This is a genomic window from Algicella marina (genome assembly GCF_009931615.1).
Lineage (GTDB): Bacteria > Pseudomonadota > Alphaproteobacteria > Rhodobacterales > Rhodobacteraceae > Algicella > Algicella marina.
This window is the reverse complement of record NZ_CP046620.1, coordinates 2317452-2332588: the sequence shown is the minus strand read 5'-3', so window position 1 is coordinate 2332588 and position 15137 is coordinate 2317452. Positions and strand designations below refer to the sequence as shown.

Sequence of the window (15137 nt, the reverse complement as noted above, 5' to 3'; positions counted from 1 at the left end):
AAAACATGTGCCTTCCTGATTCTGCTTCATCGGTCGGGTCCGAAGGCATTGCCCCGTCCGTTGGGTAAATTCGGTTTCAGTGCCCCATTTCGAGATCGTAACCATCAATCGGGCCAAACATCTGGCCGATACCGTGGGCAGTAGTGAATAGTCCCCGAAACTGCATTTCTGTCGCGACGTAGATCAGCGCTGATCGCAGTGAGATGCGCGGCCAATCGGAATGCATATCTTCCGTGGTGGTGAGGGCCGATTCCGCCGTGGATCGATGCGTCCCCGCATTACCTTGAACGGCCGCCAGCGGACCAAACCAAGAAGAATTCTGCCAACGCGAATTCTCTCCGAGGTTGATATCGGCGTCGATCATGCTTGCAGGTCCTCCAGGACGATATCCGAAGCTTTTTCCCCAATCATGATCGTTGGTGCGTTGGTGTTTCCGGAAGTAATTTCGGGCATGATCGAGGCATCGGCGACTTTCAAGTTGCTGATGCCATGGACGTTGAGACGTGCGTCGACCACACACATGCGTCCGTCGCCCATGCGACAGGTGCCTGTCGGATGATAGATCGTTGTCGCGGTGTTGCGAGCCCATTCGAGCAGAGCGTCGTCTTCCTCAGCCTCCGGACCGGGTGCATGCTCGGCCGTAATGTGGCGGGCAAGCGCGGGCTGTCTGGCAATTCGGCGAGCGATTCGGATACCGCTGACAAGCGTCTGACAGTCGATTGGCGTTGCAAGGTAATTCGGATGGATGGCCGGAGCGTCGCGCAGATGTGGGGTCTTCAGCCTGATCTGGCCCCGACTTTCCGGGCGCAGTTGCAGAACCGAAGTCGTGAAGGCCGAGAATGAGTGCGGACCATCGGCTGGGTTGTCGGCACTGAAAGGCTGAATGTGGAACTGGATGTCCGGAGTGTCCAGCTCCGGCCTCGTCTTCAGAAATGCGGTGCCGAGTGAGGCAGCCATCGTCATCGGCCCGGTGCGGTTGACTGCAAATTGAGCAGCCATCAGTGCCTTGCGCGCCAGACTGCGGGCTTCGGTGTTTATCGTCGGCAGGGTGCAGCGGTAGACGGGTCGGGCCTGAAGATGATCTTGCAGGCCTTGACCGACGCCGGGCTGATCACGGATTACGGGGATTGAGAGCTCCTGCAGGTGCGCTGCCGGACCGATACCCGACGTCATCAGGATTTGCGGTGAACCAATCGCACCGGCGGAGAGAATGACGAGACGACGAGCGCATATTGTTTTCTGAACGCCGCGATGAAGGACTGTCAGGCCCGTGGCCCTATTATTGGCCAGATGCAGTTTTTCGATGGGAGAGTCCGTCAGGATCTCAAGGTTTTTGCGGAGTCGGGCTGCGCTGAGATAGGCTCGTGCCGATGAACATCGCCATCCGCCACGCATCGTTAATTGAAATTGAGCTACGCCCTCCTGGTCACCTTCGTTGTAATCGGCGTTTCTTGCGAAGCCAGCTTCCTGCGCTGCCTCCAGCCACGCATCGACGATCTGGCGAGAGAGGCGTGAGCGGGAAACGCAGAGAGGACCGGTGCCGCCGCGTTCTTCGGTCTCACCGTCCTCCCAGTGCTCGGAGCGCTTGAAATAGGGTAGGACGTCATCCCAGCCCCAGCCGGGATTTCCAAGTTGCCGCCAGCGATCGAAGTCCCTTGGTTGACCCCGAACGTAAAGAAGGCCGTTAATTGAGGACGATCCACCAAGTGTGCGGCCACGTGGCCAGGGAATGGAGCGGCCGTTGAGACCGGGATCCGCCTCTGTACGATAGCGCCAGTCGAGCTTCGGGTGGCCCATTGTCTTGAAATAGCCGACGGGAATGTGGATCCAGGGACTGGTGTCAGCGGGGCCCGCCTCGACAAGCAGTACAGAGAGATGGGGATCGGCGGAAAGCCGGTTGGCGAGCACGCATCCAGCTGAACCAGCGCCGACGATGACGACGTCCGCCGTGTAGTCAGTGGAAAGCTCCTCCGACACTGGCACCCCTCCCCGGAGTGGTTGACATTGTTTGCCATTTTTTGAGACTTTTTGTCTCGATTATTTATAGAAGAACAGCTATCCTTTGATTGGGCAAGGATTCTTTAAATTGCGTATTCAAGAGCGGCGGCAATTTAGGGCGGGCGTGCGGCGCCAGTTTTCGATCAGGGGAGTGCCTGAATGGCGAATTTGCCGCCGAACTTGAGGACGATCCGCATTCTGGAGTTGCTGGCGCAATCCGCTGGCCCGATGACGGGGCCGCAGATACAAGCTGCGATGAACCTCTCTAAGCAGACGGTGCATAGACTGTGCCGAACACTGGAGTGCGAAGGATACATCATGAGCGCCGCCGGAGCGCGCGGATGGGTGCCGACGCAGCGCAGCGTGGCCATGGGGCAGGGTATGCTCGCAAACGGCCGGTTCCATTGCGCGCGCCATCAAATCCTGAAAGGCGTGTCAACGGCAGTGGGCGAAACTGTCAATTTCGTGGTACCTGAGGACCGGGGTATGTTCTACCTTGACCGGGTGGAGGCGGACTGGCCTTTCCGAATTCAACTGCCCGTGGGAAGCCATGTGCCGTTTCATTGCACTGCCAGCGGCAAGGTATACCTCGCCAGTCTGCCAGCCAATGTCCGGAAGGCGTTCGTGCAGGGTCTGGAACTCAAGGGCCATACGGAGCGAACCCACACACAGACATCGACGCTCCTTGCCGAACTGGATGATATCCTGAAAGCGGGATACGCGCTTGACCGCGAGGAATTCATCACCGGCATGGTGGCGATCGCCGTGCCCGTGACCGATGGGCTGGGGCGTTTCCTGGCGGCGTTGGCAACGCACGGTCCGGTGCAGCGTATCTCTGTCGCGCGGGCAGAAACGCAGTTCGAAACCATGCGCGAAGCGGCGGAACGGTTGCGGGATGTAATGATGGCGTGACGCGAATTGGCGTCTGCCTCTTGCATCCGGCGGTTTGGGGTCGTATCTGGCAGGGCGAAGTGTCGGAGCGAGCGATATGGCCAGAACGAACCCTTTTCAGTTCATCCAGCAGGTGCGTGCGGAAACGGCAAAGGTCGTGTGGCCGTCGCGCCGCGAAGTACTGTTGACGAGCGTAATGGTTTTCGTTCTGTCCTTCCTGGCCGCAGTTTTCTTTTTCTTCGTGGATTTCATCATTCGCAACGGTCTCGATGGGTTCTTGCTGCTGGCGAACTAAGCGGCAATCATGAAATTTCGCTGAAGTTTGTGCCCGTCACTTGACGGAAGCAGATGAATTGCGGACAGTCCATTGCAAGGGATATTTGTTTGGCAGCTCGCTGCGCGTATGGCATTCACGGCCTCTTTACCCCTTGCACTTTCATCCTACTCTCGGTATCAGCCCATATTCCAACGAGTGATGGGCGTGCAGCGATTCGACTGCGCGCTCCTTTTTGTTCGGCGGAGCCCCGGGTGCCGGGGAGAAATTGAATAAACGGGTCGCCGAGGCGGCACGCAAGAAACCGAGGTCTTGGGCTGACATGGCGGCACGCTGGTACGCGGTAAGCGTCCTTTCCAATTTCGAAAAGAAGGTGGCCGAGAGCATCCGTGAGGCGGTTGTGACACACGGACTTGAAGAAGATATTCTTCAGGTGCTGGTGCCGACCGAGGAAGTCATCGAGGTGCGTCGCGGCAAGAAGGTGCAGGCGGAGCGACGGTTCATGCCGGGCTACGTGCTGGTTCAGGCGGACTTGTCGGACCAGGCCTATCACCTGATCAAGGATACGAACCGGGTAACCGGTTTCCTTGGGCCGCAGGGCAAGCCGATGCCGATGCGCGATGCAGAAGTTGCGCAGATTCTCAACCAGGTTGAGGAAGGGGCGGAGCGTCCGCGCAGCTTGATTTCCTTTGATGTGGGCGAGCAGGTAAACGTGACTGATGGGCCGTTCGAAGGGTTCGCAGGCATGGTCGAGGATGTAGATGAGGGCAATGCGCGCCTGAAGGTGACCGTGTCTATCTTCGGTCGGGCGACACCTGTTGAACTGGAATTTACGCAGGTCGCCAAGCAGACCTGATGAGAGATCCCCGCAGGGGGTTTGTGGGAGGCGCGCGCATCGCGATGTGCAGACCGTACCACGCCATGTAGAGCCGGACGGGCGCGCCCAGATGGCATGGAACGAGAGGAGGCCACTATGGCCAAGAAGATTGCAGGCACCATGAAGCTTCAGGTGCCCGCCGGCAAGGCGAACCCATCCCCGCCAGTTGGCCCGGCACTGGGCCAGCGCGGGATTAATATCATGGAATTCTGCAAGGCGTTCAACGCCAAGACGCAGGAAATGGAACCCGGTGCGCCGTGTCCGACTGTGATCACGTATTACGTGGATAAGTCGTTCACGATGGACATCAAGACGCCGCCGGCGTCCTACCTTCTGAAGAAGGCCGCGAAGTTGCAGTCCGGTGCCAAGCTGCCGAGCCGCGAGACCGTCGGTTCGGTGACCGTGAAGCAGGTTCGCGAAATTGCCGAGACGAAGATGAAGGATCTTTCGGCAAATGATGTCGAAGCGGCGATGCAGATCATCCTGGGTTCCGCCCGGTCGATGGGTATCGAGGTGAAAGGGTAACGCCATGGCTAAGCTTGGAAAACGAACTGCGGCTGCCCGAAAGGCGTTCGAAGGCAAACAGAATGTGACCATCGAGGAAGCGGTTGCCCTTATCAAGGCAAACGCGAATGCGAAGTTCGACGAAACAGTCGAGATTGCGCTGAACCTCGGCGTTGATCCGCGCCATGCGGACCAGATGGTCCGCGGCGTCGTCAGCCTGCCGAGCGGTACGGGCAAAGACGTTCGCGTCGCCGTGTTTGCACGTGGCCCGAAAGCCGATGAGGCGACGGCGGCCGGTGCAGACATCGTCGGCGCCGAAGACCTGATGGAGACGATCCAGTCCGGCAAGATCGAGTTCGACCGTTGCATTGCTACGCCGGACATGATGCCGATCGTTGGCCGTCTCGGAAAAATTCTCGGCCCTCGCAACCTGATGCCGAACCCCAAAGTGGGAACGGTGACGATGGATGTAAAGTCGGCGGTTGAGGCCGCAAAGGGCGGCGAGGTGCAGTTCAAGGCCGAAAAAGCGGGTGTCGTGCATGCAGGCATCGGCAAAGCTTCTTTCGACGAGGACAAGCTGGCTGCGAACGTAAAGGCCTTTGTCGCTGCCGTTCAGCGCGCAAAGCCTTCCGGTGCCAAGGGCACTTACATGAAAAAGATCGCCATCAGTTCCACTATGGGGCCGGGCGTGACGCTGGATATTGCTTCTGCTGTAGCAGAGTAATACGGCTGCGAGATTGCGTTCGGGCAACCGGACGCAAGGCACCGAAAGGTGCCACTTCCGGGGAGAAATCCCCAACGTCCGAGACGGTGGGTGCCGGATTCCGGCTTAATCTCCTGCCTGAGACGGGGAGCGAACAGGATCAAACGGGGCGCAGCCTCGGGCGGTTTTGGGAGGGACCCGTAGAAAGGACCCTAAGCGGCGGGGAAACCTGCCAAACCTGAGCCGGGGGGCTTGCCCCCCTTATTTTGGAGTAGACTGTGGATAGAGCCCAAAAAGAAGCAGTGGTCGCGGAACTCGGCCAGATCTTCGCGGACTCTGGTGTCGTCGTGGTTTCGCACTACGCCGGCCTCACGGTTGCGCAGATGACGGATTTCCGTCGCCGGATGTCGGCGGCTGGTGGATCTGTGCGTGTCGCCAAAAACAAGCTCGCCAAAATCGCCCTTGAAGGGACGCCTGCCGAAGGTATCGCGCCTCTGCTCGAGGGTCAGACAGTTCTGGCCTATTCCGAAGACCCCGTGGCGGCAGCCAAGGTGGTCATGGATTACACCAAGGATAACGACAAGCTCGTCGTTCTGGGTGGTGCCATGGGTGGAACTACGCTGGATCAGGCCGGTGTGAAAAGCGTTAGCCAGATGCCTTCCCGCGAGGAGCTTATCGCTTCCATCGTGGGCTGCATCGCGGCTCCCGCTTCGAACATCGCCGGTGCGATTGGCGCGCCTGCCTCCAACATCGCCTCCATCCTGGAGACGATCGAGGAGAAAGCGGCATAATCTCTGCAAGACATGGGGCCGGTGTCGGGCAAGGCCGGACACTGGATCACACAACTTAACGGAATCGGAACTGAAAAATGGCTGATATCAAGAAACTTGCTGAAGAGATCGTGGGTCTGACCCTTCTCGAAGCACAGGAACTGAAAACGCTTCTGAAAGATGAGTACGGCATCGAGCCCGCAGCTGGCGGCGCAGTTATGATGGCGGGCCCGGCTGCTGGTGGCGACGCTGGCGAAGCTGCTGAGGAAAAAGACGAATTCGACGTCATCCTCGTTGAAGCTGGTGACAAGAAAATCAACGTCATCAAGGAAGTCCGCGCAATCACCGGTCTTGGTCTGAAAGAAGCCAAGGACCTCGTGGAAGCCGGTGGCAAGGCTGTCAAGGAAGGCGCCAACAAAGCCGAAGCGGAAGAACTCAAGAAGAAGCTCGAAGAAGCTGGCGCCAAGGTCGAGCTCAAGTAATCGGGACGGGTGGTTCAAATTTGAACCATCCTGACTACATACCCTCGGCTGGGCCCGGATTTCGGGCCCGGCCATTTGCGTCTCTTTCGGGGTTTTCGCGAAAACTCCGTGAAAGGTGCAAGCAGTCGGGCGCGGAATATGGGCAGTTCCGCTGGTATAGATTGCAGCCCCTTAGGCAATGCTTTGAGCGCGCGGCGGCCCCGGCAGCGTACTCGGGCCGAGCAACGAAGGTTAGAGCGCACGCATGGTACAAACCCATTCCGGTCAGAAACGCATTCGTAAATTCTACGGCAAAATCCGCGAAGTCGCGGACATGCCCAACCTTATCGAGGTACAGAAAAGCTCCTACGATCTCTTCCTGCGATCAGGTGACCAGGACCTGCCGATGGACGGTGAGGGGATTATGGGCGTGTTCCAGTCCGTTTTCCCGATCAAGGATTTCAACGAAACGTCCATCCTCGAATTCGTGAAATACGAGTTGGAAGCACCGAAGTACGACACCGAGGAATGTCAGCAGCGGGATATGACCTACTCCGCACCGTTGAAGGTGACCCTGCGGCTGATCGTGTTCGAAGTCGATGAAGACACGGGCGCGAAGTCTGTCAAGGATATCAAGGAGCAGGATGTCTTCATGGGCGATATGCCCCTGATGACGCATAACGGTACGTTCATCGTGAACGGGACCGAGCGCGTGATCGTGTCCCAGATGCACCGCTCGCCCGGCGTGTTCTTTGACCATGACCGAGGCAAGACGCATTCTTCGGGTAAACTCCTGTTCACCAGCCGTATCATTCCCTATCGTGGTTCCTGGCTCGATTTCGAATTCGACGCCAAGGACATCGTATTTGCCCGCATCGACCGCCGCCGGAAACTGCCCGTGACGACCCTGCTCTATGCCCTTGGGCTGGACCAGGAAGGCATCATGAAAGCCTATTATGACACGGTGAACTTCAAGCACCACAAGAAGGGCTGGACCACCAAGTTTTTCCCTGAGCGTATCCGAGGTACAAAGCCGCCCTACGATATCGTCAATGCCAAAACCGGCGAAGTGATCGCCGAAGCAGGCAAGAAGGTGACTCCGAGAACCGTCAAGCAGATCCTCGACGCTGGTGATGTGCCCGATATCGTGGTTCCGTTCGAGACGCTGGTCGGCCGCTTTGTTGCTGAGGACATCATCAACGAGGAAACCGGCGAGATCTGGGTCGAAGCAGGCGACGAACTGACTATCGAGACGGACAAGGAAGGCGAGATCACGGGCGGTACGATCAAGCTGCTGCTGGATCAGGGTGTGAAGTCGATTCCAGTACTGGACATCGACAACATCAATGTCGGCCCGTACATCCGTAACACGATGGCTGCGGACAAGAACTTGAACCGCGACACCGCGTTGATGGATATCTACCGTGTCATGCGTCCGGGTGAGCCGCCCACCGTGGAGGCAGCCTCGGCGCTGTTCGATCAGCTGTTCTTCGATAGCGAGCGCTATGATCTTTCGGCCGTGGGCCGCGTGAAGATGAACATGCGTCTGAACCTCGACGCGCCGGATACTAAGCGCACACTGCGCAACGAAGACATCATCGCCGTGATCAAGGCGCTGGTCGATCTGCGCGACGGTCGCGGCGAAGTTGACGATATCGATCACCTTGGCAACCGTCGCGTGCGCTCCGTGGGCGAACTGATGGAGAACCAGTATCGAGTGGGCCTTCTCCGGATGGAGCGTGCGATCAAGGAGCGAATGAGTTCCGTTGAGATTGACACGGTGATGCCGCAGGACCTGATCAACGCAAAGCCCGCTGCAGCGGCGGTGCGCGAGTTCTTCGGCTCCAGCCAACTTTCGCAATTCATGGACCAGACCAACCCTCTGTCGGAAGTCACCCACAAGCGCCGCCTTTCGGCGCTTGGCCCTGGCGGCCTGACGCGTGAGCGTGCGGGCTTCGAGGTGCGCGACGTTCATCCGACGCACTATGGTCGGATGTGCCCGATTGAAACGCCGGAAGGCCCGAACATCGGCCTCATCAACTCGCTGGCCTCGTTCGCCCGCGTGAACAAGTATGGTTTCATCGAGACTCCCTATCGCCGGGTAGAAAATGGCCAAGTGACCGATGATGTAGTCTACATGTCGGCGACCGAGGAGATGCGGCACACCGTGGCGCAGGCCAACGCTCAACTCGACGAAGAGGGCCGGTTCAAGAATGAATTGGTTTCCACGCGTAAATCGGGTGAGTACATGCTGAATCCGGTTGAGAATGTCGATCTGATCGACGTCTCGCCCAAACAGCTCGTGTCTGTTGCCGCCTCGCTGATCCCGTTCCTCGAGAACGATGACGCAAACCGCGCGCTGATGGGCTCGAACATGCAGCGTCAGGCTGTGCCCCTGCTGAAGGCGGAAGCGCCTTTCGTGGGCACGGGCATCGAGGAGATCGTGGCACGGGATTCTGGTGCTGCCATCACCGCGCGCCGGGCCGGTATCGTGGACCAGGTGGACGCGATGCGTATCGTCGTGCGCGCGACCGAAGACCTCAACCCGGGCGATCCGGGCGTGGATATCTACCGGATGCGCAAGTTCCAGCGTTCCAACCAGAACACCTGCATCAACCAGCGCCCGCTGGTAAAGGTGGGTGACACGGTGGTGAAGGGCGAGTTCATCGCGGACGGTCCCTCGACCGACCTCGGCGAACTGGCACTGGGCAAGAACGTGCTCGTCGCGTTCATGCCGTGGAACGGCTACAACTACGAGGATTCCATCCTCATCTCCGAACGGATCGTGAAGGATGACGTGTTCACGTCGATCCATATCGAAGAGTTTGAGGTCGCGGCCCGCGACACCAAGCTCGGCCCCGAGGAGATCACCCGCGATATTCCGAACGTCGGCGAAGAGGCTCTGCGGAACCTCGATGAAGCCGGTATCGTCTATATCGGTGCGGAAGTCGGACCAGCGGACATCCTCGTCGGCAAGATCACTCCGAAGGGCGAAAGCCCGATGACGCCGGAAGAGAAACTTCTGCGCGCCATCTTCGGTGAAAAGGCATCGGATGTGCGCGACACCTCTCTACGCCTGCCGCCGGGAGATTACGGCACGGTTGTAGAGGTGCGCGTCTTCAACCGCCACGGCGTGGAGAAGGACGAACGTGCGCTGCAGATCGAGCGCGAGGAAGTCGAACGGCTTTCGCGCGACCGGGACGATGAGCTTGCGATCCTCGACCGCAACATCTACGCGCGTCTGAAAACTCTGATCATGGGCAAGAAGGCCGTGAAAGGCCCGAAGGGCGTCGCCTCCGGATCCACCATTGATGAGGCATTGCTTTCCTCGTTGTCCAAGGGCCAATGGTGGCAGCTTGCGATGGGTGACGAAGCCGACGCGACCGAGATGGAGGCATTGAACGCGCAGTACGAGATCCAGAAGAAGGCTCTCGACCGGCGGTTCGAGGACAAGGTGGAGAAGGTTCGCCGTGGTGACGACCTGCCGCCGGGCGTGATGAAGATGGTCAAGGTCTTCATCGCTGTGAAGCGCAAGCTTCAGCCTGGCGACAAGATGGCCGGGCGTCACGGCAACAAGGGTGTCATTTCCAAGGTGGTTCCAGAGGAGGATATGCCTTTCCTCGCCGATGGAACGCCAGTGGACGTGGTGCTGAACCCGCTTGGTGTGCCTTCGCGCATGAACGTCGGCCAGATTCTGGAGACGCACATGGGCTGGGCGGCGCGCGGCCTCGGCGAGTCCATCAATGAGTCTCTGAAGGACTATCGCCGGACAGGTGACCTCACGCCGGTGAAGGACGCGATGAAGATCGCGTATGGCGAACAGGTCTACAACGAGGCGCTGGACGAGATGGAAGAGGACGCCTTCCTCGAGGCGGCCAGCAATGTTACGCGCGGCGTTCCGATAGCAACGCCTGTTTTCGACGGGGCGAAGGAAGCGGATGTGAACGACGCACTGGTGCGCGCCGGCTTCAACGAGAGTGGTCAGTCCACCCTCTTCGATGGCCGTACCGGGGAGCAGTTCGCACGACCGGTGACGGTCGGGGTGAAATACATCCTCAAACTGCATCACCTTGTGGACGACAAGATCCACGCGCGTTCGACGGGCCCGTATAGCCTTGTTACCCAGCAGCCGCTGGGCGGTAAGGCGCAGTTCGGTGGCCAGCGCTTCGGTGAGATGGAGGTGTGGGCCCTTGAAGCCTACGGCGCCGCCTATACCTTGCAGGAGATGCTGACGGTGAAGTCGGATGACGTGGCTGGCCGTACCAAGGTGTACGAGAGCATCGTCAAGGGCGAGGACAATTTCGAGGCCGGGGTTCCGGAATCGTTCAACGTTCTCGTCAAGGAAATCCGCTCTCTCGGCCTGAACGTCGAACTGCTGGACGCGGAAGAATCGGAGTGAGCGGCGCTGCCGCTCCCTTCCTTCCCCAAATTTTGAGGTACGCACGATGAACCAAGAAGTGATGAACCCGTTCAATCCGGTCCAGCCGCTGAAGACGTTTGACGAGATCAAGATCTCGCTCGCCAGCCCGGAACGGATCCTGAGCTGGTCGTTCGGTGAGATCAAGAAGCCGGAGACCATCAACTACCGCACGTTCAAACCGGAGCGGGACGGGCTTTTCTGTGCCCGCATTTTCGGCCCGATCAAGGACTACGAGTGCCTTTGCGGCAAATACAAGCGCATGAAATATCGCGGGGTTACCTGCGAAAAGTGCGGCGTTGAAGTGACACTGCAGAAGGTGCGCCGCGAGCGGATGGGCCATATCGAGCTCGCCGCGCCGGTTGCGCATATCTGGTTCCTGAAATCGCTGCCATCCCGCATCGGCCTGATGCTGGACATGACGCTGCGCGATCTGGAGCGCATCCTCTACTTCGAACAGTATGTCGTGATCGAGCCCGGCCTGACGGACCTCAAGCATGGCCAGCTGATGACGGAGGAGGAGTTCCTCGACGCAGAGGATCAGTATGGTGCGGACGCCTTCACCGCCGGGATCGGCGCGGAAGCCATCCGTGAGATGTTGGCCGCGATCGACCTCGATCAGGAAGCCGAGAACCTGCGCGCCGATCTGGCCGAGGCGACCGGTGAACTGAAGCCCAAGAAGATCATCAAGCGTCTGAAACTGGTGGAAAACTTCCGCGAAAGCGGCAACCGCCCCGAGTGGATGGTGCTGACGGTGATCCCCGTGATCCCACCCGAGCTGCGCCCGCTGGTGCCGCTGGATGGCGGCCGCTTCGCGACTTCGGACCTCAACGATCTGTACCGCCGGGTCATCAACCGCAACAACCGTCTGAAACGGCTGATCGAGCTGCGCGCGCCGGATATCATCATCCGCAACGAAAAGCGCATGCTGCAGGAATCCGTGGATGCGCTGTTCGACAACGGCCGCCGCGGCCGCGTGATCACGGGTGCCAACAAGCGCCCGCTGAAATCGCTGTCGGACATGCTGAAAGGCAAGCAGGGCCGGTTCCGGCAGAACCTGCTCGGCAAGCGCGTCGACTTCTCGGGCCGGTCCGTCATCGTGACGGGGCCGGAGCTGAAGCTGCACCAGTGCGGGTTGCCCAAGAAGATGGCGCTGGAGCTTTTCAAGCCGTTCATCTACTCGCGGCTCGATGCCAAGGGGCTGTCTTCCACCGTGAAGCAGGCCAAGAAACTGGTCGAGAAGGAGCGCCCGGAAGTCTGGGACATCCTCGACGAGGTGATCCGCGAGCATCCCGTGATGCTGAACCGCGCGCCGACGCTGCACCGCCTCGGTATCCAGGCGTTCGAGCCTGTGTTGATCGAAGGCAAGGCAATCCAGCTTCACCCGCTGGTTTGCTCCGCGTTCAACGCCGACTTCGACGGAGACCAGATGGCCGTACATGTTCCGCTGAGCCTCGAGGCGCAGTTGGAAGCACGTGTGCTGATGATGTCCACCAACAACGTCCTGTCGCCAGCGAACGGCAAACCGATCATCGTGCCGTCTCAGGACATGATCCTCGGCCTCTATTACATTACCCTGATGCGTGAGGGCATGAAGGGCGAGGGCATGGTTTTTGGCTCCATGGAAGAGGTTGATCACGCGCTGGAAGCGGGTGTGGTGCACCTGCATGCTAGGATCACGGCTCGCATCGAGCAGATCGATGAAGAAGGCATGCCGATTTACAAGCGTTTCGAAACCACTCCCGGGCGTCTTCGCCTCGGTGGTTTGCTGCCGCTGAACCACAAGGCGCCGTTCGACATCGTCAACCGGCTACTCCGCAAGAAGGAAGTGGGCGAGGTCATCGACACCGTCTACCGTCACTGCGGCCAGAAGGAGTCGGTCATTTTCTGCGACCAGATCATGACGCTCGGCTTCCGCGAGGCATTCAAGGCGGGCATTTCGTTCGGCAAGGACGACATGGTGATCCCCGACACCAAGTGGACGCTCGTCAACGAGACGCGCGACCAGGTGAAGGAGTTCGAACAGCAATATATGGATGGCCTGATCACCCAGGGTGAGAAGTACAACAAGGTCGTCGATGCTTGGTCGAAGTGTTCCGACGTGGTGGCCGACGCCATGATGGGTGCGATCTCGGCGATGAAGGTGGACGATGCGGGGGCCGAGATGGAACCCAACTCCGTTTACATGATGTCCCACTCCGGGGCGCGTGGTTCGCCTGCGCAGATGAAGCAGCTTGGCGGGATGCGCGGCCTGATGGCCAAACCGTCGGGTGAAATCATCGAGACACCGGTTATTTCGAACTTCAAGGAAGGTCTGAACGTGCTGGAGTACTTCAACTCCACCCACGGTGCCCGTAAGGGTCTGGCCGATACCGCGCTGAAGACTGCGAACTCCGGTTACCTTACTCGCCGTCTTGTCGATGTTGCGCAGGACTGCATCGTGAAGATCGATGATTGTGGAACTGAGCTTTCGATCACGGCACAGGCGGCCGTGAATGATGGTGAAGTCGTAGCCTCACTTTCCGAGCGCATTCTGGGCCGCGTCGTGGCCGAGGATGTACTGCGCCCAGGTACGGATGAAGTTCTGGCCCGTAAGGGCGAGATGCTTGACGAGCGTATGGCCGACAATATCGACGCTGCCGGTATCCAGAGCCTGCAGATCCGTTCACCACTCACCTGTGAGGCGGAGGACGGTATTTGTGCAGCCTGCTACGGTCGTGATCTTGCACGCGGTACCAAGGTGAACCCGGGCGAAGCTGTCGGCATCATTGCTGCGCAGTCCATCGGGGAGCCTGGTACACAGTTGACGATGCGAACGTTCCACATCGGTGGCATCGCACAGGGTGGCAGCCAATCCTTCCAGGAAGCTTCTCAGGAAGGTCAGATCGTCTTCCGCAATGAGAGCCTGCTGAAGAACCGTGACGGTGACCTTGTGGTCATGTCGCGCGGTATGGAGTTGGCGATCGTCGACGAGAACGACATCGAACGTGCCTCCTACAAGATGAGCTACGGATCCAAGGTCCATGTTGCCCACGGTGACAAAGTCGCCCGTGGAGACAAGCTCTTCGAGTGGGATCCGTACACGCTGCCGATCATTGCCGAGAAGTCCGGTGTGGCCAAATTCGTTGATCTTGCCGCGGGCATTTCCGTCCGCGAGGAAACGGATGACGCGACGGGCATCAGCCAGAAGATCGTTTCCGACTGGCGCGCCGCGCCGAAGGGCAACGAACTGAAGCCGGAAATCATCGTCATGGACCCGGCGACCGGTGAACCTGTGCGTCTTTCCAACGGCAACCCCGAAGTCCACGCCATGTCGGTGGACGCCATCCTCTCCGTCGAAGACGGTCAGGAGATCGAGGAAGGCGATGTTCTGGCGCGTATTCCGCGCGAAGGTGCGAAGACGAAGGATATCACCGGTGGTCTGCCGCGTGTTGCCGAACTCTTCGAGGCCCGTCGTCCGAAGGACCATGCGATCATCGCGGAAGCCTCCGGAACCGTGCACTTCGGGAAGGACTACAAGAACAAGCGCCGTATCTCGATCGTGCCGTCCGAAGAGGGGGCGGAGACGATCGAGTACATGGTGCCGAAAGGCAAGCACATCCCTGTGCAGGAAGGTGACTGGATCGAGAAGGGCGAGTACATCATGGATGGCAACCCCGCCCCCCATGATATCCTTCAAATTCTCGGCGTCGAAGCGCTGGCCGATTACCTTATTGACGAAGTGCAGGATGTCTACCGTCTCCAAGGTGTGAAGATCAACGACAAGCACATCGAGGTCATTGTCCGTCAGATGCTTCAGAAATGGGAAGTTTCCCATTCCGGTGGCACGATCCTGTTGAAGGGAGAACAGGTGGACAAAGCAGAGTTTGACGAAGCGAACGCCAAGGCTGTTGCCGAAGGTCGGGAACCGGCGAAAGGCGGCCCCATCCTGCTCGGCATCACGAAGGCGTCGTTGCAGACTCGCTCGTTCATCTCCGCCGCCTCCTTCCAGGAGACGACGAGGGTGCTGACCGAAGCGGCAACGCAGGGCAAGCGTGACCGTCTGATCGGCTTGAAGGAGAACGTGATTGTCGGTCGCCTCATCCCGGCCGGCACCGGTGGTGCGACCCACGACATCAAGCGGATCGCAACTTCCCGCGACGCGGCGATTATCGCCGATCGTCAGGAAGAGGCGGCGATTGCTCTGGAAGCGCCGGCGGAAGACGCCGTCGTCGTGGATGAAACACCTGCGGCGGAGTGAAC

At 59.2% G+C, this 15137-nt stretch carries 11 protein-coding genes; 9 read left to right on the top strand and 2 right to left on the bottom strand.

Features of this window, described 5'->3' with window-relative positions; translation table 11 throughout:
• Positions 1 to 76 precede the first annotated feature (76 nt).
• The gene (locus tag GO499_RS11560) at positions 77 to 364 is read right to left on the bottom strand and encodes a hypothetical protein (RefSeq protein WP_161862326.1); all 288 of its coding nucleotides are present in this window, start codon (positions 362 to 364) and stop codon (positions 77 to 79) included.
• Positions 361 to 1977, bottom strand: coding sequence for a GMC family oxidoreductase (locus GO499_RS11555; RefSeq protein ID WP_161862325.1), 1617 nt, complete (start codon positions 1975 to 1977; stop codon positions 361 to 363). The genes GO499_RS11560 and GO499_RS11555 overlap by 4 nt, the downstream gene beginning before the upstream one ends.
• 180 nt (positions 1978 to 2157) lie before the next feature.
• On the opposite strand from GO499_RS11555, the gene GO499_RS11550 reads away from it, so the two are divergent.
• The 9 genes from GO499_RS11550 (at position 2158) to rpoC (ending at position 15135) form a co-directional block, all read left to right on the top strand.
• Complete coding sequence (locus GO499_RS11550; RefSeq protein ID WP_161862324.1) at positions 2158 to 2910, top strand: IclR family transcriptional regulator; 753 nt, start codon at positions 2158 to 2160, stop codon at positions 2908 to 2910.
• Positions 2911 to 2986: 76 nt separating this feature from the next.
• Positions 2987 to 3184, top strand: a complete 198-nt coding sequence (gene secE, locus GO499_RS11545) for a preprotein translocase subunit SecE (RefSeq protein ID WP_161862323.1) — start codon at positions 2987 to 2989, stop codon at positions 3182 to 3184.
• A gap of 301 nt (positions 3185 to 3485) precedes the next feature.
• Complete coding sequence (gene nusG, locus GO499_RS11540; protein ID WP_161863949.1) at positions 3486 to 4019, top strand: transcription termination/antitermination protein NusG; 534 nt, start codon at positions 3486 to 3488, stop codon at positions 4017 to 4019.
• 117 nt (positions 4020 to 4136) lie between these two features.
• Complete coding sequence (gene rplK / locus GO499_RS11535; protein ID WP_161862322.1) at positions 4137 to 4565, top strand: 50S ribosomal protein L11; 429 nt, start codon at positions 4137 to 4139, stop codon at positions 4563 to 4565.
• A gap of 4 nt (positions 4566 to 4569) precedes the next feature.
• Positions 4570 to 5268: a 50S ribosomal protein L1 gene (gene rplA / locus GO499_RS11530; RefSeq protein WP_161862321.1), complete on the top strand. Its 699-nt coding sequence runs from the start codon at positions 4570 to 4572 to the stop codon at positions 5266 to 5268.
• Positions 5269 to 5525: 257 nt separating this feature from the next.
• The gene (gene rplJ / locus GO499_RS11525) at positions 5526 to 6038 is read left to right on the top strand and encodes a 50S ribosomal protein L10 (RefSeq protein WP_161862320.1); all 513 of its coding nucleotides are present in this window, start codon (positions 5526 to 5528) and stop codon (positions 6036 to 6038) included.
• Between the two features lie 77 nt (positions 6039 to 6115).
• Positions 6116 to 6499, top strand: a complete 384-nt coding sequence (gene rplL / locus GO499_RS11520; protein WP_161862319.1) for a 50S ribosomal protein L7/L12 — start codon at positions 6116 to 6118, stop codon at positions 6497 to 6499.
• A 244-nt stretch (positions 6500 to 6743) separates the two neighbouring features.
• Positions 6744 to 10877, top strand: coding sequence for a DNA-directed RNA polymerase subunit beta (gene rpoB / locus GO499_RS11515; protein WP_161862318.1), 4134 nt, complete (start codon positions 6744 to 6746; stop codon positions 10875 to 10877).
• 46 nt (positions 10878 to 10923) lie between these two features.
• The gene (gene rpoC, locus GO499_RS11510; protein WP_161862317.1) at positions 10924 to 15135 is read left to right on the top strand and encodes a DNA-directed RNA polymerase subunit beta'; all 4212 of its coding nucleotides are present in this window, start codon (positions 10924 to 10926) and stop codon (positions 15133 to 15135) included.
• Positions 15136 to 15137 lie beyond the last annotated feature (2 nt).

What these genes read in the sequence shown, in the direction of transcription:
- GO499_RS11560 (WP_161862326.1), bottom strand. Translation starts at nt 364, where the DNA reads ATGATCGACGCCGATATCAACCTCGGAGAGAATTCGCGTTGGCAGAAT.
- GO499_RS11550 (WP_161862324.1), top strand. Translation starts at nt 2,158, where the DNA reads ATGGCGAATTTGCCGCCGAACTTGAGGACGATCCGCATTCTGGAGTTG.
- secE (WP_161862323.1), top strand. Translation starts at nt 2,987, where the DNA reads ATGGCCAGAACGAACCCTTTTCAGTTCATCCAGCAGGTGCGTGCGGAA.
- nusG (WP_161863949.1), top strand. Translation starts at nt 3,486, where the DNA reads ATGGCGGCACGCTGGTACGCGGTAAGCGTCCTTTCCAATTTCGAAAAG.
- rplK (WP_161862322.1), top strand. Translation starts at nt 4,137, where the DNA reads ATGGCCAAGAAGATTGCAGGCACCATGAAGCTTCAGGTGCCCGCCGGC.
- rplA (WP_161862321.1), top strand. Translation starts at nt 4,570, where the DNA reads ATGGCTAAGCTTGGAAAACGAACTGCGGCTGCCCGAAAGGCGTTCGAA.
- rplL (WP_161862319.1), top strand. Translation starts at nt 6,116, where the DNA reads ATGGCTGATATCAAGAAACTTGCTGAAGAGATCGTGGGTCTGACCCTT.
- rpoB (WP_161862318.1), top strand. Translation starts at nt 6,744, where the DNA reads ATGGTACAAACCCATTCCGGTCAGAAACGCATTCGTAAATTCTACGGC.
- rpoC (WP_161862317.1), top strand. Translation starts at nt 10,924, where the DNA reads ATGAACCAAGAAGTGATGAACCCGTTCAATCCGGTCCAGCCGCTGAAG.